Genomic DNA, 22,123 nt, shown 5'->3' with positions numbered 1-22,123 from the left:
ATCATTCGCGGAAGGCTTCGCGGGCGGGGGCCGGGCCGCGGCTGCGGCCGCGGCGCAGGCTCGGCAACGCCAGCATGGCGAGCACGAACAGGCCGGTGGCGAGCTTCAGGTCCGGAGGCGGCATGCCGGCTGCAAGGCAGAGCGACACGAGCTGGTAGTAGACAATGGCGCCGACGAAAGGCGCCGTCAGCTGGCGCAAGACCGTCTGCTTGCCGACGATGGCCTCGCCGATCATCAGCGCGGCCAGGCCGTTGATGAGGATGCCGAGGCCCATGTTGACGTCGGCAAAGCCCTGCGACTGCACCATCACCGCCCCGCTGAGCGCGGAGAAGGCGCCGGCCAGGCCGACACCGCCGATGGTCGCGGCCCAGACGTTAATGCCCTGCGCCTCGGCCATGTCTGGGTTGGCGCCGACGGCGCGAACGGCCGTGCCCTGCTCGGTCTTGAAGAACATGTTGAGCAGGATGAACACGACGAGCGCGATCAGGCCGGCCGCAATGATCTTGCTGACCGGGAAGCCCGGCTGCACGAACGGCACCCAGTCGAACACGGTGGGCGCACCGAACACCGACAGGTTGGACTTGCCCATGATGCGCAGATTGATGCTGTAGAGCATCGTCATCATGAGAATGCCGGCCAGCAGCGTGTGGATGCGGAAGCGCAGATGGATGAAGGCCGTGCAGCAGCCGGCGGCGAAGCCGGCCAGCAGCGCGCAGGCAATCGCCGTCAGCGGCGAGGCCCCGGCGGCCAGCATGACGCCGCATACGCAGCCGCCGAGCGGGAACGCGCCCTCGCTGGTGAGGTCGGGGAAGCTCAGCATGCGGAACGGGATCATGATGCCCAGCACCACGAAGCTGAGGATCAGGCTCTGCGCGAGCGTGACGGGAATGAGCGAGATGAAGCTCGCCACGGTGGTTTGAACGAAATCCAGCATCGGTCAGCTCGCCAGCAGCATGCGGTCGGTCTTGACGGCAAAGTGGCCGATCAGGTCGGCGACAGTAACCTTCGCCTTCTCGTCGCCACCAATTTCGAGCCGAACGCGGCCGGCATCGAGCATGATCACGCGATGGCCGAAATCGACCGCGTGCTGCATGTTGTGGGTGACCATCAGCGTCGTCAGCTTCAGCGCCTCCACGGCGCGAACCGTGGCGTCCATGACAATGTCGGCCGTGCGCGGGTCCAGCGCCGCCGTATGTTCGTCGAGCAGCAGCAGGTCGGGCGAGCCGCCCACCGCCATGATCAATGAGAGCGACTGGCGCTGGCCGCCCGAAAGCAGCTCCACGCGCGTGTCGAGGCGATTTTCAAGGCCAAGGCCCAGGATGGAAAGGCGCTCGCGATAGGAAGCGAGCCGGGCAGCGGTCAGGCCGCGCCGCAGCGTGCGTTTCGAACTGCGCAATTCGGCAAGCAGCATGTTTTCGGCCACCGTCATCGAAGCGGCAGTGCCCTTCATGGGGTCCTGGAACACGCGGGCCAGCCGCACCGCGCGCTTGTGCACAGGCATGCCGGAAACGTCGTTGCCGTTGACCAGTATCTGTCCTGAATCGAGGCCCAGGGCGCCCGAAATGGCATTGAGCATGCTGCTCTTGCCGGCGCCGTTGGAGCCGATGACGACCCCGAATTCGCCGGTGGCAAGCTTCAGGTTCAGCCCGTCTAGGGCGACCTTTTCGTCTGCCTGTCCGCGGTAGAATGTTTTTTGCGCCGACCGGATTTCCAGCACGGGCACCTCCCTTTTACGGATGCGGCGGCGCGAACCGCGCCGCCGCATCTGTTAGATGACGACAGATCAGTCGACGAAGCAGTTGCAGTTTTCCAGCTCAGCCGGCAGCTCGGCGCCGAATTCCTTGAGGGTCGCCTTGTTGATCAGGGGCGCATGGTCCTCATAGGCCGGGCGGCTCGGAGCGATGGTCTTCGGGTCGGCGCCCTTCAGGATCTCGGCCGCGATCTTGCCGCCATTCATGCCGACCTGCGTGTAGTTGACGGCGAAGCTCGCCGGCACGATGCCCTTGCGCACGGCGTCGTCGTCGGAGTTGACGATCGGGATGCCGGCCTGGCGGGCAGCGGCGGCAACGGCGGCGATCGCCGGCTGCAGCAAATTGGAGGCAGGCGTGTAGATCACGTCGGCCTTGCCGGCGAGGGAGGCGATGCGCTGCTGGATGTCGTTGACATTGTCGACGCCCACCGGAACGACCTCAAAACCGGCTGCCGGAGCCGCTTCCTTCACTTTGTCGAGCAGCGCCACGTCATTGGCCTCGCCCGGATTGTAGGGCTGGCCGAAGCGCTTGGCATTGGGCAGCAGCTTGCGCGTGAATTCCATCACCGCGGCGATGTCCTGCAGGTCGGTTGCGCCGGTGATGCCTTCGTCGCCGGCATCCCACGACGGAACCAGATTGGCCGCGACCGGATCGGTGACAGCGGTGAAGACGACCGGGATGCCGGAGCCGGCCAGCGCCTTCTTGGCGATCTGCGAAACCGGCGTGGTCACGGTGTAGATCAGCTTCGGGTTTTCCGCTTGCAGCTTGGCGATCATCTGCGGCACCAGCGAGGCGTCGAAATTGGTATGGCTTTCGGTGTAGACGACGTCCGTGCCCTCGACATAGCCGGCGTCGGCCAGCGCCTTCTTGAAGCCTTCGATCGAAGCGTTGAGCTGCGGATGCTCGCCGAAATTGGCGATGCCGATCTTGATCGGATCAGCCAGCGCGGAGCCGATGCCCGCCGCGAAAACGCCAGCCGCCACGATGCCGCGCAGCCAGCCGGTCTTTGCCTTGTTCATGTCATTCCTCCCATATCGAAACGTGCCGCGACGATCGCGGACCGCAGCTGGTGGCTGCGATTGGAGAAGGATCATAGCCGGCGCAAATCACCTGTCAAACATTATATATAATTCTTGCGAAGCACCCTCATGATATATAACCCTAGTTACCGAGATGCAGAACGGCGAACACACCACCAAGACCGAAGCCGCCTACCAGACGCTTCGGCGGGACATTCTGGAGACGCGCCTGAGCCCCGGCCAGCATTTGAAGCTGGGCGCTCTGCGCACCGCCTATGGCATCGGCTGGACACCACTTCGAGAAGCCCTGTCGCGGCTGGAGGCGGAAGGCCTGGTGACGGCGGAGAGCAATCGCGGCTTTGCCGTCGCGCCCGTGTCGCGCGCTGAGCTGGAAGACCTCACCCGGGCACGGCAGGTGGTGGAAGTTCCGCTCTTCATCGAGTCTATCGAAAACGGAGGCAGCGACTGGGAAGAGGCTGTCGTGACGGCACATTTTCGCCTGTCGCGCTGCAAGCTGGCCGTGGACGATCCATCAGACGATGCCGTCAATGAATGGGACGAGAAGCACCAGGCTTTCCATGCCGCGCTGCTGAGCGCCGCCCAATCACGCTGGCTGCTCCACTTCCGCAAGACGCTTGCCGACCAGTTGCGGCGGCACCATCGCTTCCTCGGCCTTGCGCCGACGCTGCGCGCCGCCGCCGGCCTCAAGAGCGGCTATGAGGAAGCCGTGGCCGCCCTGCGCGAAGCCATGGCGCTGGAGCACCATACCGCGCTGATGGAGGCCGCACTCGACCGCGATGTGGAACGCGCCAAGGCGTTGATGACCGAGCACATCGGCTACACGCTGCATGTCTACATTCACGCCGAGGAAGAGCGGACGAACTCCGCAGCTCCCGCAAAGGCCGAAGCGACCAGCTGATCATGATAGAGAAGACTGCTCCCCGTCGCCCGACGCTGGACGAGGTTCACGCCGCGCGGGACCGTCTCGCGCCGCATCTTGCCCGCACGCCCCTGGTCCCTCTCGACCTCGGCCTGCCCGACCGCCAGATTTTCCTCAAGCTCGAAACCCTGTCGCCCATCGGCGCATTCAAGATCAGGCCCGCGCTCAATGCCGTGCTGACGCGCGATGCCGCCGAGTTGCGCAACGGCGTCGCCACCGTTTCCTCCGGCAACATGGCCTATGGCATGGCCTGGGCCGCGCGCCACGTAGGCATCCCGATGGCGGCCTACATGTATGCCGACGCGCCGAAGGCCAAGATAGAAGGCGTGCAGAAACTCGGCGGCGAGGTGCGCTTCATCTCGCACGAGGCGTGGTGGCAATACATCACCGATGCCGAGCGCCCGGAGCTGACCGAACTTCTCATCAACCCGGTGACAGACCAGGCAGTGCTGGCCGGCAACGGCACCATCGGCCTGGAAATTATCGAGGACCTGCCCGAGGTCGACTGCGTGCTGACGCCTTATGGCGGCGGCTCCCTGACCAGCGGTGTCGCCAGCGCGGTGAAGGCGCTGCGGCCGGAGGCAAAAGTCTTCGCCGTCGAAGGCGAGCACGCCGCGCCAGTCACGGCAGCCCTCGCCGCCGGGCGCATCGTGGATATCGAAACCACGCCGGCCTTCATCAAGAGCATCGGCGGCCCTTCGCTACTGCCACAGATGTGGCCCCTGGTGCGCGAACTGATAGACGGCTCCGCCGTGGTCACGCTCGCGCAGGTGGTGGAGGCCATGCGCCTGCTGTTTGCCAGGGCGAAGATCGTTGCCGAAGGTGCAGGCGCTGCCGCACTTGCAGCGGCGATGACCAACCCGCACACGACCGGCAATGTCGTCTGCATCGTCTCCGGCGGCAATATCGACGCCGAAGATTATATGCAGGTGCTGCGCGGGGAAATTCCTTCGGCCTAAAGGCCTCGCAGAAGGCTCACCGCGGCAAGAGGTGAGCCGACGAAAAGCCGACCGCCTCTTCCAGCTTCGCCGCGCAGTCGAGCAGGAAGCGGTCCTCGTGCCAGCGCCCGACAAGCTGCAGGCCGATCGGCAGGCCGGCGGACGACAAGCCGCTCGGAATGGACAGCGCGGGATGGCCCGTCAGGTTGAACGGGAACGTGTACGGATACCAGGCACCCCGGATCGTGCCAGCATCGCGACCCGCGATCTCGACACGGCCCAGCGGATCGAGCCCGACAGGCAGCGCCGGGGCCGAAAGTGTCGGCGAAGCGATCACGTCGCAGCGCTCCAGCACTTCCTGCACCTTGGCGAAGCATGCCGTGCGCGCGAACTGCGCCTCGCAGAGGTCGGCCGCCGAGTAATTCATGCCGGCCTTGATGGTCTCAATCAGCGTCAGGTCGAGCTTTTCCATCGCCTTGCCGACGCGTGCCCAAAGCAGCGAGCGCAACACGACCAGGAACGGCTCTTCCATCGAGACGAAATCAAGTTCGATGGGTTCAACCTTCATGCCCAGCGCCTCTGCCTTGCGCATCGCCGCCACGGTCGCGGCCTCGACCTCCGGATCGAGGATATTGCCGCATTTCAACAAAAAGCCCACACGCACCGGCTTGCCGGCATCGCGGTCGGCCGGCGCGGGTGCCGCCTGCCCGAACGGATCGCGGCGGTCGGGTCCTGCCAACACGTCGAACATCATCGCCGTGTCGGCGACGTTGCGGGCCATCGGCCCGACATAAGAGTTCGCGCCGAAGAGATCGGGTGCTTGCAGGTTTGGGATGACGCCGAGTGTTGCCTTCAGGCCCACCACGCCGCAACAGGCGGCTGGAATGCGGATCGAGCCGCCGCCATCGGTGCCGAGCGCCAGCGGCCCCATGCCGGCCGCGACCGCCACGGCCGCGCCGCCGCTGGAGCCGCCGCAGGTATAGTCCGCATTCCACGGATTGAGGGTGCGTCCAAAGAACGGGCCTTCCGTAAATGGCTTGTGACCGAATTCCGGCGTCGTCGTCTTGCCGATGACGATTGCCCCCGCAGCCCGCGCACGGGCCACGCCGACCGCATCGGCTGCCGGCATCTGGTTTGCATAAAGCGCCGAGCCCTGGGTGGTGGCAATGCCTTCGGTGGTGGTCAGGTCCTTCACCGAAAACGGCAAGCCGTGCAGCGCGCCAAGTTCGTCGCCGCGCATAACGGCGACTTCGGCAACCTTGGCTTGTTCGCGGGCGCGCTCATGCGCCAGCGCCATGAAGGCGTTGAGGTCGGAGCGGTCCGCGATGCGCGCGAACGCGGCCTCCACTGCCTCCACCGGCGAAATCTCCTTCGCACGGATTGCGGTGGCCAAGGCTACGGCGGACAGTTCGGCAATCTCGGTCATGGCAGCCTCCGGCAGAAAAGTTCGGTCAGATCATCCAGCGGCCGCCGTCGATCAGCAGCGTCTGGCCGGTGATGAAGCGCGCGTCCTGGCTGGCGAGGAAGCAGACCACGCCTGCCACGTCCTCCGGTTCGCCGACGAAACCGGCCGGCGTCGCCACCTTGATGCGGTCCAGCACGTCTGCCGGCATCTTGTCATGCGCGCGGGTGCGGATGGCGCCGGGGGCGACTGCGTTGACGGTCACGCCATGCGGTGCCAGTTCCCGCGCCAGCGAGCGGGTGAAGCCGACAATGCCCATCTTGGCGGTCGCATAGTCGACCAGCCCGGCATCGCCGACGAAAGCGGCGTCGCTCGACATGTTGACGATGCGGCCGCCGCGCTCGCGCATTGCCGGCGCAACGAGGCGTGACAGCCGCATGGTGCTGAACAGCGAAACTTCAAAGACAAAACGCCAGACATCCTCCTGCGAGGCGTGGAAGGGCGCGGAGCGCTCGCGGCCGCTCTGGCCGACATTGTTGAAGAGGATGTCGACCGGCCCAAACTTTTCCGTCGCGGCCGCATGGAAGGCTTCCAGCACGGCGGCGTCGGTGCAGTCGCCGGCCATGGTCAGCACGCGGTCCTGCGGCAGGTCGCCAAGGCCCTCAGCCAAGCCGGCAACATCGAGGTCGATCGCGGCGACATGCGCGCCCCCGGCGACAAAACGCCGGGCCGTCGCCGCGCCGATGCCGTTGCCGGCGCCGGTGACCATGGCCAGCTTGCCCTCGAAACGACCTGTCGCTGCGCTCATGGCTCCGTTCTCCAAATCAATGGAACGTACGGCCGCCGTCGACGGCCATGGCCGTGCCGGTGACGTAGGATGACTCCGGCCCCGACAGCCAGAAGATCGCCGCCGCGATCTCGTCCGGCGAGGCAATGCGGCCGAGCGCGTAGCGGTTGCGGATGGCGGCCAGGGCTGCCTCGGCGTCCTCGGCGATGCTGGAATGCAGGAGTGCCGTTTCCACAGCACCCGGGCAGACCGTGTTGACTCGGATGCCGAACTCGGCCGCTTCCATGGAGAGTGATTTCGAGAACATCTGCAGCGCGGCCTTGGAAGCCGAATAGGCGCTGCGATGGCGCAGCGGCTGCAGCCCCGCGCCGGACGAAACGTTGACGATGGTGCCGCCGCCGGCCGCGCGCAGATGCGGGAATGCCGCGCGGCACACATGCATAGGGCCGCTGAGATTGACGGCCATGATGCGAGCCCAGGCCTCGTCGCTCATCTCCTCGATCGGGCTCACCAGATCGACGCCGGCCGAATTGACCACGCCATCCAAGCCGCCAAGAGCTTCGGCGCAGGCGTCGATGGCTCTCGTCACCTCGGTCGAAACGGCTACGTCACAGACCACAATGTGGATGGTTTCGGCTTCGAAACGTTCGCTTAGCGCCGCCAGGGCCTTCGCATCGCGATCAAGGCAGCCGACTTTCGCGCCCACCGCCAAAAAACGCTCCACGGTCGCAAGGCCGATGCCCTGGGCCGCGCCCGTCACCACGATGCGGCGGCCCGCAAAACCCTGGCTCACAGTCCGGCTGCCTTCAGCTTCGGGCGCATGTCGTCGACGATCTCGTCGCAGCGGCCGATCCAGACATTGGGGTGGCTCAGCGCGTGCTCGATCAGCGCTTCCAGCGCCTTGAGCCGCGACGGCTGGCCGATGAGCTGCGGGTGCATGCCCACCATCATCATGCGGCCTTCGGCATAGAGCGTGTCGAACTCCGACTTCCACACCTCGGCCACCGCCGAGGGCGCCTGCATGGTGCGGCCGGGCAGCACAATCGAATACTGGAAGAACGGCGCGTCATCGAGCACCCAGCGGAAGGGCAGCTCGACGATGTCGGTCTTCTTGCCCTCCACCGTGTGCAGATAGGGCGAGTCGTCGTCGAAGAAGTTGGAGGAATAGTCGAAGCCGTATTCCACCAGCATCGGCATGGTGACGGCGCTGATCTCGGCCGCCGGCGAACGCCAGCCGCGCGGCTTGCGGCCGGTGACGCGCTGGATGGCCTCGATGCCCTTCTCCATCTCCTCGCGCTCCTGCTCGGGCGTGAGGCTGAGGATCCAGGCGTGGCTGTAGCTGTGGTGGGCGATCTCGTGGCCGGCCTTCAGGATCTGCTCCATCAACTCAGGCCGCTGGTCGATGACGAGGCCCGGCACGAAGAAGGTGGAGGTGACGCCGTAGCGCGCCAGCAGTTCCAGCACGCGGCCAGTGCCGACCTTCCAGCCATACGCGCCCTGCGACATCAGGATCGGCCGCGAGGCATAGGAGGGGTCGCGCGCCGTCCACATGGTCTCGGCGTCGAGATCAAAGGTGAGGAACAGCGGAAAGCCCTTGCTGGTCAAGCTCATGTCGGTACCCGTATTTTCAGATGAAGCGGTGGAAGCCGGTCCAGCGCTCGGCCAGCCACAGAACGACGACCGTGGCGACGATCAGCAGCGTCGAGACCGCGGCAATGCTTGGGTCGACGCCCATTTCCACCGAGGAGAAGATGAGGATCGGCAGCGTCGTCTGCTTGGCGCTGGCGACGAAGATGGTGACCGGCACGTTCTCCATCGAGGTTACGAAGGCGAACAGCGCGCCGGCGACGAGGCCCGGCTTGATGAGCGGCAGGGTCACCAGCCGGAAGGCGGTAAAACCATTGGCCCCCAGCACGCGCGCGGCCTCCTCCACCGACATGTCGACGCCGGCAAGGCTGGCAAGCGCCGAGCGCACGATATAGGGCACTGTGATGATGACATGCGCCAGAAGCAGCGCGGCGAAGCTGCCGCGCCAGCCGATCAGGCTGTAATATTGCAGCAGCGCCACGCCGATCACGACCGACGGCAGGATCAGCGGCGCCATCAGGAACGAGGTCAGCGCCTCCGTACCCGGCAGCATGCGCTTGAACAGCGCATAGGCCGCCGCCACGCCCAGCACCAGCGAGATCGCCGTGGAGCCGACCGCCAGCGTCAGGCTGATGCGGATCGCGTCGAGATAGACGGGATCGCTCAGCACCTTGGCGAACCATTTCAGGGTCAGCCCCTGCGGCGGGATCGTCAGATAGGAAGTCGTGCTGAAGGCCGCGAGCACCACGACGATGACCGGCAGCTGCAGGAACAATATGACCAGCAGCGCAATCGAGGTGATGGTGAGACCGGGTTTGCTCTCGTTCATGCCATGCCCGCCCAGCGTTTGGTGATGCGGCTGGAAGCCCAGATGATGGCAATGGCGATGACAGTCAGCGAGAAAGACAGTGCCGAGCCGCTCGGCCAGTCGAGAAGCTGCATGTATTCGTCATAAATCAGCGTCGCCATGACCTTGTAGGTCGGCCCGCCCAGCATGCGCGGCGTGACCAGCGCGCTGATGGTGAGCACGAAGACCAGGATCGAGCCGGAGATGATGCCCGGCGCCGTCAGCGGCAGCGTCACGGAAGTGAAGACATGGCTGCGGCTAGAGCCAAGCGTAGCAGCGGCCGCCTCGACATCGCGCGGCACGTTCTGGAGTGCGGCCACCAGCATCAGCACCATGAATGGCAGGTAGATATGGGTCATGCCGATCATGAGGCCGGTGAGGTTGAACATCAGCTTCAGCGGCGCGCCGATCAGCCCGGTCTGCATCAGGAAATTGTTGACCAGCCCGCGATTGGACAGAAGCGCGATCCAGCCGAAGGAGCGCACGACGAGGTTGAGCATCAGCGGGAAGATGACCAGCAGCGTCAGCGGCAGGCGCAGCCGCGCCGGCCCGCGCACGATGAGATAGGCCACGGGATAGCCGAGCAGCAGGCACGAAACGGTGACGCCGAGCCCGAGATAGAGCGTGCGCCAAACCACCTCGCGATAATAGTCGTCGGCGATGATGCGGATGTAGTTTTGCAGCGTCCAGGAATCGGTGACGATGCCCACGCCGGGCGAATATTCGTGAAAGCTGGTCGGAGCCAGCAGCAGCACCGGGACAATAAAGGCGCCGACAAGCAGCAGCGCCAGCGGCCCGAAAAGCAGCGCGCCCGCCTTCCAGTTGCTCACGAGCGCGCTCCCTTGGCCGCGAGAGCGAAGACATTGGCCGGCGCGACGGCGAGGTAGACAGAAGCGTCCTTCTCGAGGTTGCTCGCAGCGCCGCTCGACGGCGCCTCGACCACGATTTCGGTGTTCGCGCCGATGCGCACCACATATTGCACATGCGCGCCCGAGAAGGAGCGCAGCTGCACCGTGCCGGGAATAGAGTTTGCCGGAGCCTCGGCAGGCGTCGTGCGCAGCTCAATGGCTTCCTGCCGAAGGAACAGCTCGACCTCGTCGCCGACGGCCGCTTCCAGCCGGTCGGCGTTCAGCGTCAGCCCGCCGCCGATCTCGACCGTGCCCCCTGCCCCGTTGCGGCTCGCAACCTTGCCGGGCAGCCGGTTGGGCTTGCCGATGAAGCTCGCCACGAAGGCGGTCGCGGGGCGGTGATAGATGTCCTCTGGCGAAGCGAACTGCTCGATATTGCCATGGGCCATGACGCACACACGATCCGAAAGCGACAGCGCCTCGGCCTGGTCGTGGGTGACGAAAAGCGTGGTGATGCCGAGCTCGCGCTGAAGGCGCTTCAGCTCGATCTGCATCTCGTCGCGCAGCTTGGCGTCGAGGTTCGACAGTGGCTCGTCGAACAAAAGCACGTCGGGGCGCGGCGCGATCGCGCGCGCCATGGCGACGCGCTGCTGCTGGCCGCCCGACATCTGGCGCGGATAGCGATCGCCGAAGGTGTCCAGCCGCACCAGCGCCAGCGCGTCCTTGACCCGCTTTTCGAGCTCGCTACCCTTCACGCCCTGCCGGCGCAGGCCGAAGGCGACGTTCTCGAACACGGTGAGATGCGGGAACAGCGCATAGGACTGGAACACCAGCCCGATGCGCCGCTTGTTCGGCGGCAGCACGGTAATCTCGCGCTCGCCGATGGTGATCTTGCCTCCGGTCGGCGCAATCAGGCCGGCGACCATGCGCAGCACCGTCGTCTTGCCGCAGCCGGAAGGGCCGAGCAGCGACACGAACTCGCCATTGGCGATCTCCAGCGAGAGGTCGCGCACGATAACGGCCTCGCCGTAGTGCTTCGAAAGATGGTCGAGTTTCAGGCTGCTCACGATCTACCTCGGAGGTTCCGCGGCGGGCGCTTCAATGCCCGCCGCCGATGAAGCTTGTCAGCGCGCGACTTCGCGCTGCCACTGGCGTGTCCACTCGGGCAGCTTCTGCGACATGGTGTTGGGGTCCAGGAACAGGAGCTTTTCGACGACCTCGCCGGTCGGCACGATCTTGGAGGCCTCGTCCGAGAGCTTCACGTTCTTGTTGACCGAGCCGATGAAGGCAGCTTCGGAGAAGCACTTCTGGCTCTCGGCCGACAGCACCTGATCGATGAACTTCAGCGCGAGATCGCTCTTCTGCGTGCCCTTGGGCATGACGACGCTGGGCTTGATGGCGACAGCGCCTTCCTGCGGATAGGCGACCGCCACCGGCAGGCCCTTCTGCGCGGCGACGCCGGCGCGGTCCGGATACCAGACGGCGATGTCCACTTCGCCGCGCTCGAACAACGACACGACCTGGTCGGCCTGCGTGTAGAGCACCACCGAATTCTGAGCCAGCGGCTTGATCGCCTTCAGGCCGGGGGTGATATCTTCGAGCGAGCCGCCTTCCATCTTGTTGACGGCCATCAGGAACTGCCAGCCGGTGGTGCCGGAAATGTCGCCGATGGTGACGCGGCCGGCATATTTCGGGTCGAACAGGTCCTTCCAGGAGGTCGGCGGCGTGGTCACCGTCTGCGGGTTGTAGACGAGAGTGGTCGCGCTCAGCATCGCCACGACATAGGCGTCGTCCGCGCCCCAGGCGTCGGGGACGATCTCGTCGGCGTGGGTCAGCTTGGAGCGGTCGAGCTTCTCGGTCAGGCCTTCGTTCTTGAGCTGGGCGGCGAAGGCATCGTCCATGAACACGACGTCCATGTCGGACTCGCCCGCGGTGGCGCGCACGGAAGCGGCGTGCTGCGAGGAGTTCGCCAGCTTCAGCGTGACGGTCGCGCCGGTCGCCTTCTCGAAGGGCTCGACATAGCAGGCCTTGGCATTGTCGGCGAAGGAGCCGCCGAAGGCTCCCACGACCAGTTCCTCGGCACCGGCGGCAGCCGGGAACAGGATGGCGCCGGCAAGAGCGGCGGCTTTGGCAATTCGGGCAGTGATTTTCATGTGCGCTCCCATTTCGGTGCGTGGGGCCAATTCCAGGCTTTTTATCTTTCCTGGCGCCGCGCCTGATGCGCCTGCGCCGGGCCGGACGCCTAACATGGAAGAATATGTCTTTCAAGAAAGAAAACCGGAAGATAAATTACCTGAACGGGAGCCTGCCGCAACGATGTGTCCGTTGCATGGCTTGCGGTACGAAATTGGATATGATGAATGCCGAAGCAGATTGCCGGGAACGCGATGAAAGCTGAGAACGCCGAGATCTGGGCCAATGACAGGGTCGCGCGCGGCATGGCGCAATGGCGTCGCGAGCGCCCCGACATCGATTGTTCGGGCAAGGCCGTGGTCGGGCGCATCCTGCATCTCCACGACGTCATCCTGCGCGCGGTGGATCGCGTGCTTGCCCGCCACGGGCTGAAATATCCGACCTATGCGGTTCTGGCCACCTTGCGCGTGGCCGGCAGCCCCTACCGCATGTCGCCGGGCGAACTGCTGGACACGCTGCTGCTTTCGTCGGGGGGCCTGTCGAACCTGCTGCGCCGCATGGAGAAAGACGGGCTGGTGCGCCGCATGGCCGACGAGCGCGACGGCCGCGGCGTTATCGTGGAACTGACGGAGGAAGGTCTGAAAATCGCCGATGCGGCCATGGCCGAGCACGCCGAGGTGGAGCGCAAGCTGGTCTCGGTGCTTTCGGATGATGCGCTGGATATGACGGCCGACGCGCTCGGCATGATGATTGCCGCATCCGAACGCTGACGCGGCCGGCGGCACCTAAGCGGCGGCGGCGCTATGTCGTCGCGCCGCCCGCCGTAAAATAGTCAGTTCCAGACCATGTGGCCGGCGCCCATGTCCTGCATCACCAGCTTCGGCGGCACGTAGTCCAGCCCGTGGACCGGGCTTGGCAGGTCGCCGTCGGTGCGCACGAAAGGCTTGCGCAGGCGATCCGGATCGGCCACAGGAACGGCTTCCATCAGCTTCTTGGTGTAGGCGTGCTGCGGGTTTTCGAACACCTGCGCGCGCGTGCCGGTTTCGACGAAACGGCCCATATACATCACCGCCACGCGGTGGCTGATCTGCTCCACCACCGCCATGTCATGGCTGATGAACAGGTAGGATATGCCGGTCTCGTTCTGGATGTCCTGAAGCAGGTCCAGCACCTGCGCCTGGATCGACACGTCGAGTGCTGCCACGCTTTCGTCGGCTACGATGACCTTGGGCGACAGCGAAAGCGCGCGCGCGATGCAGATGCGCTGCCGCTGCCCACCCGAGAACTCGTGCGGATAGCGCTTCATCTGGTCGGCCGAGAGGCCGGTGCGCCGGAACAGATATTCCACGCGGTCGTTGAGTTCCGACCCAGAAGCCAGCCCGTGGATCACCAGCGGCTCGGCCACCAGATCGCCCACCCGCATGCGCGGATCGAGCGAGGCATAGGGGTCCTGGAAGATCATCTGGATATCGCGCAGCACCTGCTTGCGCTCGGGTCGCGTGAGATTGGCGGTTTCCTTGCCGCCGACGCGGATGCTGCCGCTCCAGGGAATGAGGTTGAGCAGTGCCTTGCCGGTGGTCGACTTGCCGCAGCCGGATTCGCCCACCAGCGACAGCGTCTCGCCCGGCTTGATCTGGAACGACACGCCTTCGACGGCATGCACGCGCTTGACCGGGCGCTGCAAAATGCCGCCCTTGATGTCGAAGCGCACCACCAGGTTGTCGACTTCCACGACCGGCGCCTCGGCGGCGGCCTGCGCGGGCGCGGCTTCCTCGGCCTTGGGCTGCGCGGGGGCGCGCTTGGGCTGCGTGGTGCCCGTCATCTCGCCGAGGCGCGGCACGGCAGCGAGCAGCGTGCGGGTATATTCGTCAGCAGGCTGGGTGAAGATCTGCTTCAGCGGTCCGCTTTCGACCTCCATGCCCCGGTTCATCACCAGAACGCGGTCGGCCATCTCGGCCACCACGCCCATGTCGTGGGTGATGAGCATCACGGAAATGCCGTTCTGGGCCTGGAGTTCGCGGATCAGCGCCAGGATCTGCGCCTGGACGGTCACGTCGAGCGCGGTCGTCGGCTCGTCGGCAATGAGGATCTCGGGCTTTTGCGCGAGTGCGATGGCGATCATCACGCGCTGGCGCATGCCGCCCGAAAGTTCATGCGGATACTGGTCGAGCCGGCGTGCCGCGTCGGAAATCTGGACCTGGTCGAGAAGGTCCTTCGCCGCCTTCCTTGCTTCGGCCGCGGAGACGGGCTTGTGGGCGACGATCGCCTCGGCAAGCTGCCGCCCGATGGTCAGCACCGGGTTGAGCGAAGTCATCGGCTCCTGGAAGATCATGCCGATGTGCCTGCCGCGCACATGGCGCATCTGGCTTTCGGAAAGTGCCAGAATGTTCTGGCCGTTGAGCATGGCCGTGCCGGAGGCAACCCGCGCCATCGGCTTGGGCAGCAATTGCATCAGCGACAGCGCCGTCATCGACTTGCCCGAGCCGCTTTCTCCGGCGATGCACAGCGTCTCGCCGCGAGCCAGGTCGAACGATAGCCGGTTCACCACGATCTTTGCGCCCTCGGGCGTCGCCACCTGGGTTACGAGATCTTTGACGCTGAGAAGCGTGTCCTGCGTTGGCTTGTTCATTATGCCTGGATAGCTCCGAGAGGGGGAGTGGGACGCGGACGAATGCCCGCGTCCCACGATTTCATTCGAAAACGACGCGCGGGAAATAGAACGACACGACCCAGTTGGGCATGTCGACGATTTCGCTGATCCTCAGATCGCCGCACACCGAGCACAGCATGTAGGCGTCTTCCGCCGACAGGTTGTGCTGCTTGCAAAGCAGGTCGACCATGTTGGACACCGCAGCCTTTGCGCCGCTCATCAGGTCGGGGCCGATGCCGGTGGTGACCTCGTAGCCCTTCTCGTCGAGATGGCGCGTGACCGGTCCCGGCGTGGTGAAGCGCGGCATGGAAAGGTTTGCGTCCTTTACCACGTCGAGCGTCACCGCCACGTTCATGGCGCTTTCGATCGCCGTGCCGCAAACCTCGCCGTCACCCTGGGCCGCGTGCGTGTCGCCGATGGAGAACAGCGCGCCCTCCACCTCGACGGGCAGGTAGAGCGTCGTTCCGGCGGCCAGATCGCGGATGTCGAGATTGCCACCCACACGCCGCGGCGGAACCACGGAGTGCAGTCCCTCCTCGGCGAGCGCCACGCCGATGGTGCCGGCGAAAGGCTTCAACGGCACGCGCGCATGCTTGCCGAACAGCGCCGGCTGCATCGTGTCGGGATCATACTTCCACAGCGCCAGCGCCGGTTCCTTGAACTGGTCGGCGAGCAGGCCGAAGCCCGGAATGTTCGCCGTCCAGCCGAAGCCCGACGGCTCGAACTGATGGATCGTGACCTTCAGCGCGTCGCCCGGCTTGGCCCCATCGACATAGATGGGACCGGTGACCGGATTGACCTTGGAGAAGTCCAGCGTCGAGACGTCGGCAACCGTGCTGTCCGGCTTGAAGTGGCCGGAGCCGCTGTCGACGCACTCGAACTTCAGGCTCGACCCGGGCGCTACCGTCGCCACGGGCGGGATCGAACGATCCCACCCATAGTGATGGTGAAGGCTGTGGATTGTGTAGTCGCAGTTACTGCACATCTTTGGCGTAGACCTGATCGTAGTGGACGGGGATGTGGACCGGATCGACGAAGAGATTGTCCGCGCCGCCGATGCGGGCCGAACGCACGGAGAAGCGCTCCTCGTTGAACACCGGCGCCCACGGCGCGTCTTCCATGATCTTCACGTAGATGTCGCGCCACATGGCCTCGCGCTCGCCCTGCTTGGCGGGATCGACGATGGAGTCGGCCTCGGTGGCCTTCTTCTCGAGATCCTCGTTGCAGTACCACGACCAGTTCCAGCCGCCCTGGACCGCGCCGCCGCAGCCAAGGATCGGGCCGTAGAAGTTGGACGGATCCGGGAAGTCGGCGATCCAGCCCATGCCGCCCGACCAGACCATCGGCGCGCCGTCCGGCTCGCCGCCGGCCGCGATCACGTTGGCCTGCGCCAGCGCCTTGATCGAAGCCTTGATGCCGATGGCCGCCAGGTCCTGCTGGATCGCCTGGGCGATGCGCGGCTGCGGATCGGTGTTGGCGACGAACAGCTCGGTCTCGAAGCCGTCGGCCAGGCCGGCCTCGGCCAGCAGAGCCTTGGCCTTCTCGACGTCATAGGCATAGCCGGCATAGTCCTTGGCATAGCCCGGCATGGACGGCGGCAGCGGCTGGTTGGCGGGAATCGCGCGGCCGTTGATGATGCGCACGATGCGATCCTTGTTGATCGCCATGTTGACCGCCTGACGCACCTTCACATTGTCGAAGGGAGCGATCTTGACGTTCATGGTGACGTAGCCGGTGTGCAGCTGGCCGCCCTGGATGATCAGGTCCTTGAACGCCGGGTCGTCCTTGACCTCGATGAACTTGGCCGGCGGGATGCCGTCGCCCGGAATGTCGACCTCGCCCTTCTGCAGGCGCAGCAGCGCCACGATCGGCTCCTGGCCGACCTCGAAGGTGATCTGGTCGAGCTTGGGCAGGTCCGGGTTCCAGTAGTCGGCGAAGCGCTCGAATACCAGCTTCTGGCCGAGCGACCATTCGGCCAGCTTGAACGCGCCCGAGCCGACCGGATGCTTGCCGAAGTCGGCGCCGTACTTCTCGACCTCTTCCTTGGGCACGACGTGCGAGAAGTTGATCGCCATGACGTGCAGGAAGGTGGCGTCCGGGCGCGAGAGCTCGAACTTGATCGTGTAGGGGTCGACGACGGTGATGCCGGAGAGGCCATCTGCCTTGCCCTCGGAGGCTTCCTCGAAGCCGACGATGGAGCCGAAGAAGCCGGCGCCGGGGCTCTGCGTCTTCGGGTCGACGACGCGGTCGATCGAGTACTTGACGTCCTCGGCGGTCAGCTCGCGGCCGTTGTGGAACTTGACGCCCTTGCGCAGGGTGAAGGTGAAGGTCTTGCCGTCTTCCGAGATCGTGTAGTCCTCGGCGATGTCCTTCTTCAGGTTCGTCGTGCCCGGCTCGTAGTCCATCAGGCCGTCGAACAGCGACTTGATCATCGACCAGTTCTGCCAGTCGTAGCCGATCGCCGGGTCGAGCGTGGAGACGTCGTCCTTGTAGGTGACGATCATCGAGCCGCCCTTCTTGATATCGTCGGCGAAGGCCGGGCCGGCGATGGCGACGGCCAGAGCGAGCGACGCAACGCTCTTGAGAAGCTTTGTCTTCATATTCTGTTCCTTTACTCCAGGGTTCTTGTTGTCATGGATTGCACTTCAACGAAGCTTGATGCGAGGGTCGACCCACGGCGCGATCAGGTCGGCCAGCAGGTTGCCCAGCACGATTGCGAAGGCCGACACCATGGTCACGCCCATGATGATCGGGATGTCGATGCGCTGGATCGCCTGCCAGGCAAGCTGGCCGATGCCGGGCCAGCCGAACACGCTTTCCACCACCACGATGCCCGACATGAACAGGCCGATGTCGATGCCGATCATGGCGATGATGGGCAGGATGGCGTTGGGAATGGCGTGCCCGAACAGGATCTTGGCGCGCGTCAGGCCCTTGGCGCGCGCGGTGCGGATGTAATCCTGCCGAAGCACGTCGAGCAGCGACGAGCGCATCATGCGCGAATACCAGCCGGCGCCGAGGAAGCCGAGCGTGATCGACGGCAGCACGAGATGCGCGAAGGTACCGTAGCCGCCGATCGGGAACCAGCCGAGCTGCACCGCGAAGACGTAGAGCAGCAGGATGCCGATCACGAACTGCGGCGCCGAGACGCCGAGGAAGGAAACGATCATCAGGCCGTTGTCGACCTTGGTGCCGCGGCGCAGCGCTGCGATGACGCCCATGGTCAAGCCCAACAAGAGCTCGCAGAAAATCGCGCCGCACATGAGCAGCAGGCTCGCCGGCAGGCGCGACCAGATCAGTTCGGCCACTTCCGTCTTCTGCAGGTAGGAGCGGCCGAGGTCGCCCTGCAGCAGCCCGCCCAGATAGCGCAGATACTGCTGGTAGAACGGCAGGTTCAGGCCGAGCTGCTCGCGGATGTTGGCGACCGTCTGCGCGGTGGCGCTGCGGCCGGCGATCTGGCGCGCCGGATCGGCCGGCACGAGATAGAGCAGGACGAAGGTGACCAGGCTGATCCCCAGCAGGATCAGCACCGTTTGCAGCAGGCGGCGGGAGATATAGGCGAGCATCAGTGGTGTCCCTGCTGCGTCGGGTCGAGGATGTCGCGCAGGGCGTCACCGACGAGGTTGAAGGCAAGCGCGAGCAGCAGGATCGCCGCACCCGGAATGAACACCAGCCAGGGCGCGCTGGTGAAATAGGTCTGGTTTTCGAAGATGATGTTGCCCCACGACGGGATCGGCGGCTGAACGCCGATGCCGAGGAACGACAGCGTCGCCTCCAGCAGCACGGTAGTGGCGATGCCGAGCGTCGCCCAAACGATGATGGTGGAGAGCTGATGCGGCAGGATGTGCCGCAGCATGATGCGCATGTGCCCCGCACCCATCGCGCGCTCGGCGTCGATGAAGTCGCGCTCCGAAAGCGAGCGCGTCTCGGTGTAGATGACGCGGGCGATCTGCACCCAGTTGACCATGGCGATCACCATAGCGACGATCCACAGGCTGGGCGTGAAGATGGCGGCCAGCACGATGGCCAGCAGCAGCGCCGGGAAGGCCATCATCAGGTCGGTGAAGCGCATCAGGATCGTCTCGACCCAGCCGCGGAAATAGCCGGCGCAGATGCCGACCACCGCGCCGGTGAACACGGCGGTGCCATTGGCCACGACGCCGATGATGAGCGAGGTGCGCGCGCCATAGATAAGCCGGCTGAGCAGGTCGCGGCCGACGAGGTCGGTGCCGAACCAGAATTTCGCATCCGGCGGCAGCGGCGCGCCTTCAAGGGTCAGCCCGTCGAAGAACTGCTCATAGGGATCATAGGGCACGATCCATGGCCCGAAGACTGCGGCGAACACCGCGACGGCGATGATGATCAGTCCGAACACTGCCAGGGGGCGCCGGACAAGCCGGCTCCACACGCCCCTGGATGGCGCGGTCGCGGCGGGTTGGGTTGCTTCAATGGTGGTCATCGGGCCAGTCTTGCCTCGCTGAATGTGTCGATGAGGCGCTCGGCAGCCGCTTCCAGCGTTTCGCGGTCGGCCATCGCCATGAGACGCAGCTTCTGGAAAGCCGCCTTTGCGCTGATGTTGTCGCGCAGCATCAGCACGGCCGTCGCCTCGGCCAGGAGTTCGCGGCTGTCGAGGCGCGCGCGCAGCGCCGCGACTTCCGCCAGCAGCGCCTTGCGCTGCGCAAATGCATGGGATGCCGCCACCAGCGCGCTGTAGAGACCGGCGCTGCCGATCGGCTTCAGCATCTGGGCGTCGGCGCCCTGGTTCATGGCCCAGGAAACGCGCCCCGGCGCCTCGCTGCCGATGAGCGCAATGGTGGGCACCGGCGCCTCGCCGGGCTTCCAGGGAAATTGCCCGTCATAGCCCATGTCGGCGTCGATCAGCACCACGTTGAACTGGTCGAGGTCCGGCAGGTCGGTGATTTCCGGCCAGCAGTGCGAAGCCGCCATGCCGATGCGCTCGAACTGCAAAAGCAGCGCGTCGACGTTTGGATGCGGCTTGTGCACAACCAAAGCCCGCCAGCCGATGAAGGATGGTGTCGGTCGCGACATGCTCATTGGACAACCCTCAAATGAGCGGACTTGGCCTCGCCCCCGGCCGTCGGAACGCCAAGGCGCGTGCGCGTCAAGAATGGGTCGGGCTCGATTGCCTGGGCAGCCTCATGGACGACGTCGAAGTCGCCGTCGGCCCGCGCCTTGCCGATATGGGCCGGCATCAGCACGTGATTGGTGCGCGCATCCACGACGCTTTCGCCGAAGGGCGCCGAGAAGCGATGCGCCTTGGCGGCTGCCAGAACCTCGGTGATGGCGTCCGTGCCTGCCTGCCGGATCGCGTTGGCGATCATCAGCACGCTGGTATAGCTCTGGGCGAAGAAGCTGGTCACCTGCTCGGTGCCGGGCCGGCCTTCGACGGCCTTCAGGAACGCCTGGTTGGCCGGCGTCTGCAAGGACTGGAAATAGCAGCTCACCGTGTAGTGGCCGGCCACGGCTTCGCCGAGCAGCGCCCCCTCGCCTTCGTAGAAATTGCAGCTCAGCACCGGCCGCGCGCCCGGCGCGAAGCTCGGATCGGCGAGCCCGAGCTCGTAATAGGCCTTCAGGAAGGCGTAGGATGAAGGGCCGATCAGATTGTTCAGGATAAAATCCGGCTTCTTCGCCCGAATCTCGCCCATGATGTGATGGATGTCGACGTCGCCGATCGGCACGAAGCGCTCGCCCAACACGCTGCCGCCCGAATGGTGCAGCACCTCGCGGGCGATGCGGTTCATCTCCCAGCCCCAGATGTAGTTCGATCCGGTCAGGAAGGCGTTACGCCCGAAGCGCGGCACGATGTAGTCGAGCAGCGGCAAAAGGTGCTGGTTGGGGCTGGCGGCGATGTAGACGACATTCTCGCTCGCCTCGAAGCCCTCGTAGACGCAAGGATACCAAAGCAGCGCGTCCGCCTTTTCCACGACCGGAATGACTTCCTTGCGGCTCCAGGAGGTGGTGCAGCCGACCACGTGCCGCAGCCCCGTGCGCTTGATCATGTCGCGGCACAGCCCGGCATAGCGGTCCGTGTTGCCTTCTGGATCGGCCGCATGGGCGACGAATTCGAACGGATGATCGGCGCTGGCGTTGACCGCCTCGATCGCGGCCAGGGCGCCATAATAGCCCTGCTGTCCGGGAGCCCAATAGGGCCCGGACCGCGAAAACAGCAACCCGATCGGTATCGATCTCCCCATGCCTTGCGGCCCACTCCAAAAACGCAAACGGCCTCGCTCACGGAACATGAATTCCGGAACAAGGCCCAAGTGCCAAGCAAAATCTGATTGTCGGCTACAGTCTTCCGGCCTCTTGAACCGCTGTCAAGTGGTTTTCGTCGCCGCCGGGAAAGCCAGCGCACAGCATATTGCCGCAGCGCCAAGGTGCTGTCCGGCGCGGCGGGAGACAAACTGACGCGAGATTTCCGCAACGGGACGCTGTATGACAAGAACTTCAATGGTCAGATCGGCAATCAAGATGAATGTCAGGCAAGACATCCACAATTCGGACATTCCGGTGCTTTGCCGGGCGTGCGAGTCGAGGCACCGTGGAGTCTGCGGAGCGCTTGCGCCCGAGCAACTGCTGGCGCTCAGCAAGCACTCGTCCAAACACGAGATCGCGGCTGGCACCGAGCTCATCGGCGACAGCGAACCCATCACCACCTTCTCGAACATGCTGTCGGGCGTGGTCAAGCTCAGCAAGGTTCTGTCGGACGGGCGCCAGCAGATCGTCGGATTGCAGTTCGCACCCGACTTCCTGGGGCGGCCCTTCAAGTCGGAAAGCACGCTCAACGCGGTTGCGGCCACGCCGGTTTCGCTTTGTTCCTTCCCCAGATCGGTCATCGATCGGATGATCAAGGAAGCCCCGGAGCTCGAGCACAGGCTCCTGAAGCAGACGCTGGACGAACTGGACGAAGCCCGCGACTGGATGCTGACCCTCGGCCGAAAGACGGCCGCGGAAAAGGTCGCGAGCTTCCTGCACATGGTGGCAATCCGCATCGATCCGGAAGCTTCGGCCGGCGACGGGCCGATCACCTACGACCTGCCGCTTACCCGCGCCGACATCGCCGATTTCCTCGGCCTGACGATCGAGACGGTCAGCCGCCAGATGACCAAGCTGCGCAAGGACGGCGTGATCGAGATCGAGAACAATCGTCAGATCACGATCCCCGATATTGCGCGCCTGGCAAAGCGAGCGAACGTCTAG

General features: G+C 65.1%; 22 protein-coding genes. 4 read left to right on the top strand and 18 right to left on the bottom strand.

Features of this window, described 5'->3' with window-relative positions; translation table 11 throughout:
- Window position 1: 1 nt before the first annotated feature.
- From AC3A4H_RS21530 to AC3A4H_RS21520, 3 genes are all read right to left on the bottom strand, one after another.
- Window positions 2-934, bottom strand: a complete 933-nt coding sequence (locus tag AC3A4H_RS21530; protein WP_487768539.1) for an ABC transporter permease — start codon at window positions 932-934, stop codon at window positions 2-4.
- 3 nt (window positions 935-937) lie between these two features.
- Window positions 938-1,717 carry an ABC transporter ATP-binding protein gene (locus tag AC3A4H_RS21525; RefSeq protein ID WP_487768538.1) on the bottom strand — a complete coding sequence of 260 codons (780 nt, stop codon included), beginning with the start codon at window positions 1,715-1,717 and terminating at the stop codon, window positions 938-940.
- 66 nt (window positions 1,718-1,783) lie between these two features.
- The gene (locus AC3A4H_RS21520) at window positions 1,784-2,770 is read right to left on the bottom strand and encodes an ABC transporter substrate-binding protein (RefSeq protein WP_487768537.1); all 987 of its coding nucleotides are present in this window, start codon (window positions 2,768-2,770) and stop codon (window positions 1,784-1,786) included.
- A 154-nt stretch (window positions 2,771-2,924) separates the two neighbouring features.
- Here AC3A4H_RS21520 and AC3A4H_RS21515 point away from each other — a divergent pair, with 154 nt between their 5' ends.
- A complete protein-coding gene (locus tag AC3A4H_RS21515) occupies window positions 2,925-3,689 on the top strand; it encodes a GntR family transcriptional regulator (protein WP_487768536.1) in 765 nt (254 codons plus the stop codon).
- A gap of 2 nt (window positions 3,690-3,691) precedes the next feature.
- Entirely contained in the window at window positions 3,692-4,669 is a 978-nt protein-coding gene (locus tag AC3A4H_RS21510) for a threonine ammonia-lyase (protein WP_487768535.1), read from the top strand.
- Window positions 4,670-4,685: 16 nt separating this feature from the next.
- On the opposite strand, the gene AC3A4H_RS21505 is transcribed toward AC3A4H_RS21510, so the two are convergent.
- From AC3A4H_RS21505 to AC3A4H_RS21470, 8 genes are read right to left on the bottom strand one after another with little or no spacing between them, the layout of a single operon-like run.
- Window positions 4,686-6,074, bottom strand: coding sequence for an amidase (locus AC3A4H_RS21505; protein ID WP_487768534.1), 1,389 nt, complete (start codon window positions 6,072-6,074; stop codon window positions 4,686-4,688).
- Window positions 6,075-6,099: 25 nt separating this feature from the next.
- The gene (locus AC3A4H_RS21500; RefSeq protein ID WP_487768533.1) at window positions 6,100-6,858 is read right to left on the bottom strand and encodes an SDR family NAD(P)-dependent oxidoreductase; all 759 of its coding nucleotides are present in this window, start codon (window positions 6,856-6,858) and stop codon (window positions 6,100-6,102) included.
- Between the two features lie 16 nt (window positions 6,859-6,874).
- On the bottom strand, window positions 6,875-7,630 hold the full coding sequence (locus AC3A4H_RS21495; RefSeq protein WP_487768532.1) for an SDR family NAD(P)-dependent oxidoreductase: 756 nt from the start codon (window positions 7,628-7,630) through the stop codon (window positions 6,875-6,877).
- Window positions 7,627-8,448 carry a polysaccharide deacetylase family protein gene (locus AC3A4H_RS21490; RefSeq protein ID WP_209709991.1) on the bottom strand — a complete coding sequence of 274 codons (822 nt, stop codon included), beginning with the start codon at window positions 8,446-8,448 and terminating at the stop codon, window positions 7,627-7,629. Before AC3A4H_RS21490 ends, AC3A4H_RS21495 begins: the two co-directional genes overlap by 4 nt.
- Before the next feature lie 16 nt (window positions 8,449-8,464).
- Window positions 8,465-9,253: an ABC transporter permease gene (locus tag AC3A4H_RS21485; RefSeq protein ID WP_487768531.1), complete on the bottom strand. Its 789-nt coding sequence runs from the start codon at window positions 9,251-9,253 to the stop codon at window positions 8,465-8,467.
- Window positions 9,250-10,101 (bottom strand): ABC transporter permease, encoded by an 852-nt coding sequence (locus AC3A4H_RS21480; RefSeq protein ID WP_487768530.1) that lies wholly within the window; start codon window positions 10,099-10,101, stop codon window positions 9,250-9,252. The genes AC3A4H_RS21485 and AC3A4H_RS21480 overlap by 4 nt, the downstream gene beginning before the upstream one ends.
- Window positions 10,098-11,186 (bottom strand): ABC transporter ATP-binding protein, encoded by a 1,089-nt coding sequence (locus AC3A4H_RS21475; protein WP_487768529.1) that lies wholly within the window; start codon window positions 11,184-11,186, stop codon window positions 10,098-10,100. The genes AC3A4H_RS21480 and AC3A4H_RS21475 overlap by 4 nt, the downstream gene beginning before the upstream one ends.
- Before the next feature lie 57 nt (window positions 11,187-11,243).
- Window positions 11,244-12,272, bottom strand: coding sequence for an ABC transporter substrate-binding protein (locus tag AC3A4H_RS21470; RefSeq protein ID WP_487768528.1), 1,029 nt, complete (start codon window positions 12,270-12,272; stop codon window positions 11,244-11,246).
- Window positions 12,273-12,479: 207 nt separating this feature from the next.
- Here AC3A4H_RS21470 and AC3A4H_RS21465 point away from each other — a divergent pair, with 207 nt between their 5' ends.
- Window positions 12,480-13,022 (top strand): MarR family winged helix-turn-helix transcriptional regulator, encoded by a 543-nt coding sequence (locus tag AC3A4H_RS21465; protein ID WP_487768527.1) that lies wholly within the window; start codon window positions 12,480-12,482, stop codon window positions 13,020-13,022.
- A 62-nt stretch (window positions 13,023-13,084) separates the two neighbouring features.
- On the opposite strand, the gene AC3A4H_RS21460 is transcribed toward AC3A4H_RS21465, so the two are convergent.
- From AC3A4H_RS21460 to AC3A4H_RS21430, 7 genes are all read right to left on the bottom strand, one after another.
- Window positions 13,085-14,881, bottom strand: a complete 1,797-nt coding sequence (locus tag AC3A4H_RS21460) for an ABC transporter ATP-binding protein (RefSeq protein WP_487768526.1) — start codon at window positions 14,879-14,881, stop codon at window positions 13,085-13,087.
- Between the two features lie 61 nt (window positions 14,882-14,942).
- Window positions 14,943-15,887: an acetamidase/formamidase family protein gene (locus tag AC3A4H_RS21455; RefSeq protein ID WP_487768525.1), complete on the bottom strand. Its 945-nt coding sequence runs from the start codon at window positions 15,885-15,887 to the stop codon at window positions 14,943-14,945.
- Window positions 15,877-17,502 (bottom strand): ABC transporter substrate-binding protein, encoded by a 1,626-nt coding sequence (locus AC3A4H_RS21450; RefSeq protein ID WP_487768524.1) that lies wholly within the window; start codon window positions 17,500-17,502, stop codon window positions 15,877-15,879. The genes AC3A4H_RS21455 and AC3A4H_RS21450 overlap by 11 nt, the downstream gene beginning before the upstream one ends.
- Before the next feature lie 45 nt (window positions 17,503-17,547).
- On the bottom strand, window positions 17,548-18,468 hold the full coding sequence (locus AC3A4H_RS21445; protein ID WP_348780733.1) for an ABC transporter permease: 921 nt from the start codon (window positions 18,466-18,468) through the stop codon (window positions 17,548-17,550).
- The gene (locus AC3A4H_RS21440) at window positions 18,468-19,361 is read right to left on the bottom strand and encodes an ABC transporter permease (protein ID WP_487768523.1); all 894 of its coding nucleotides are present in this window, start codon (window positions 19,359-19,361) and stop codon (window positions 18,468-18,470) included. The genes AC3A4H_RS21445 and AC3A4H_RS21440 overlap by 1 nt, the downstream gene beginning before the upstream one ends.
- On the bottom strand, window positions 19,358-19,957 hold the full coding sequence (locus tag AC3A4H_RS21435) for an ANTAR domain-containing response regulator (RefSeq protein WP_487768522.1): 600 nt from the start codon (window positions 19,955-19,957) through the stop codon (window positions 19,358-19,360). Before AC3A4H_RS21435 ends, AC3A4H_RS21440 begins: the two co-directional genes overlap by 4 nt.
- Window positions 19,954-21,117, bottom strand: a complete 1,164-nt coding sequence (locus tag AC3A4H_RS21430) for a transporter substrate-binding domain-containing protein (protein WP_487768521.1) — start codon at window positions 21,115-21,117, stop codon at window positions 19,954-19,956. Before AC3A4H_RS21430 ends, AC3A4H_RS21435 begins: the two co-directional genes overlap by 4 nt.
- A gap of 277 nt (window positions 21,118-21,394) precedes the next feature.
- Between AC3A4H_RS21430 and AC3A4H_RS21425 the strand changes: the two genes are divergently transcribed.
- Entirely contained in the window at window positions 21,395-22,123 is a 729-nt protein-coding gene (locus tag AC3A4H_RS21425) for a Crp/Fnr family transcriptional regulator (protein ID WP_487768626.1), read from the top strand.

The organism is Pseudaminobacter sp. Soil_N_29 (assembly GCF_057656055.1).
The sequence above is the reverse complement of the archived record's forward strand: the minus strand, read 5'-3'. Positions and strand labels throughout refer to the sequence as shown.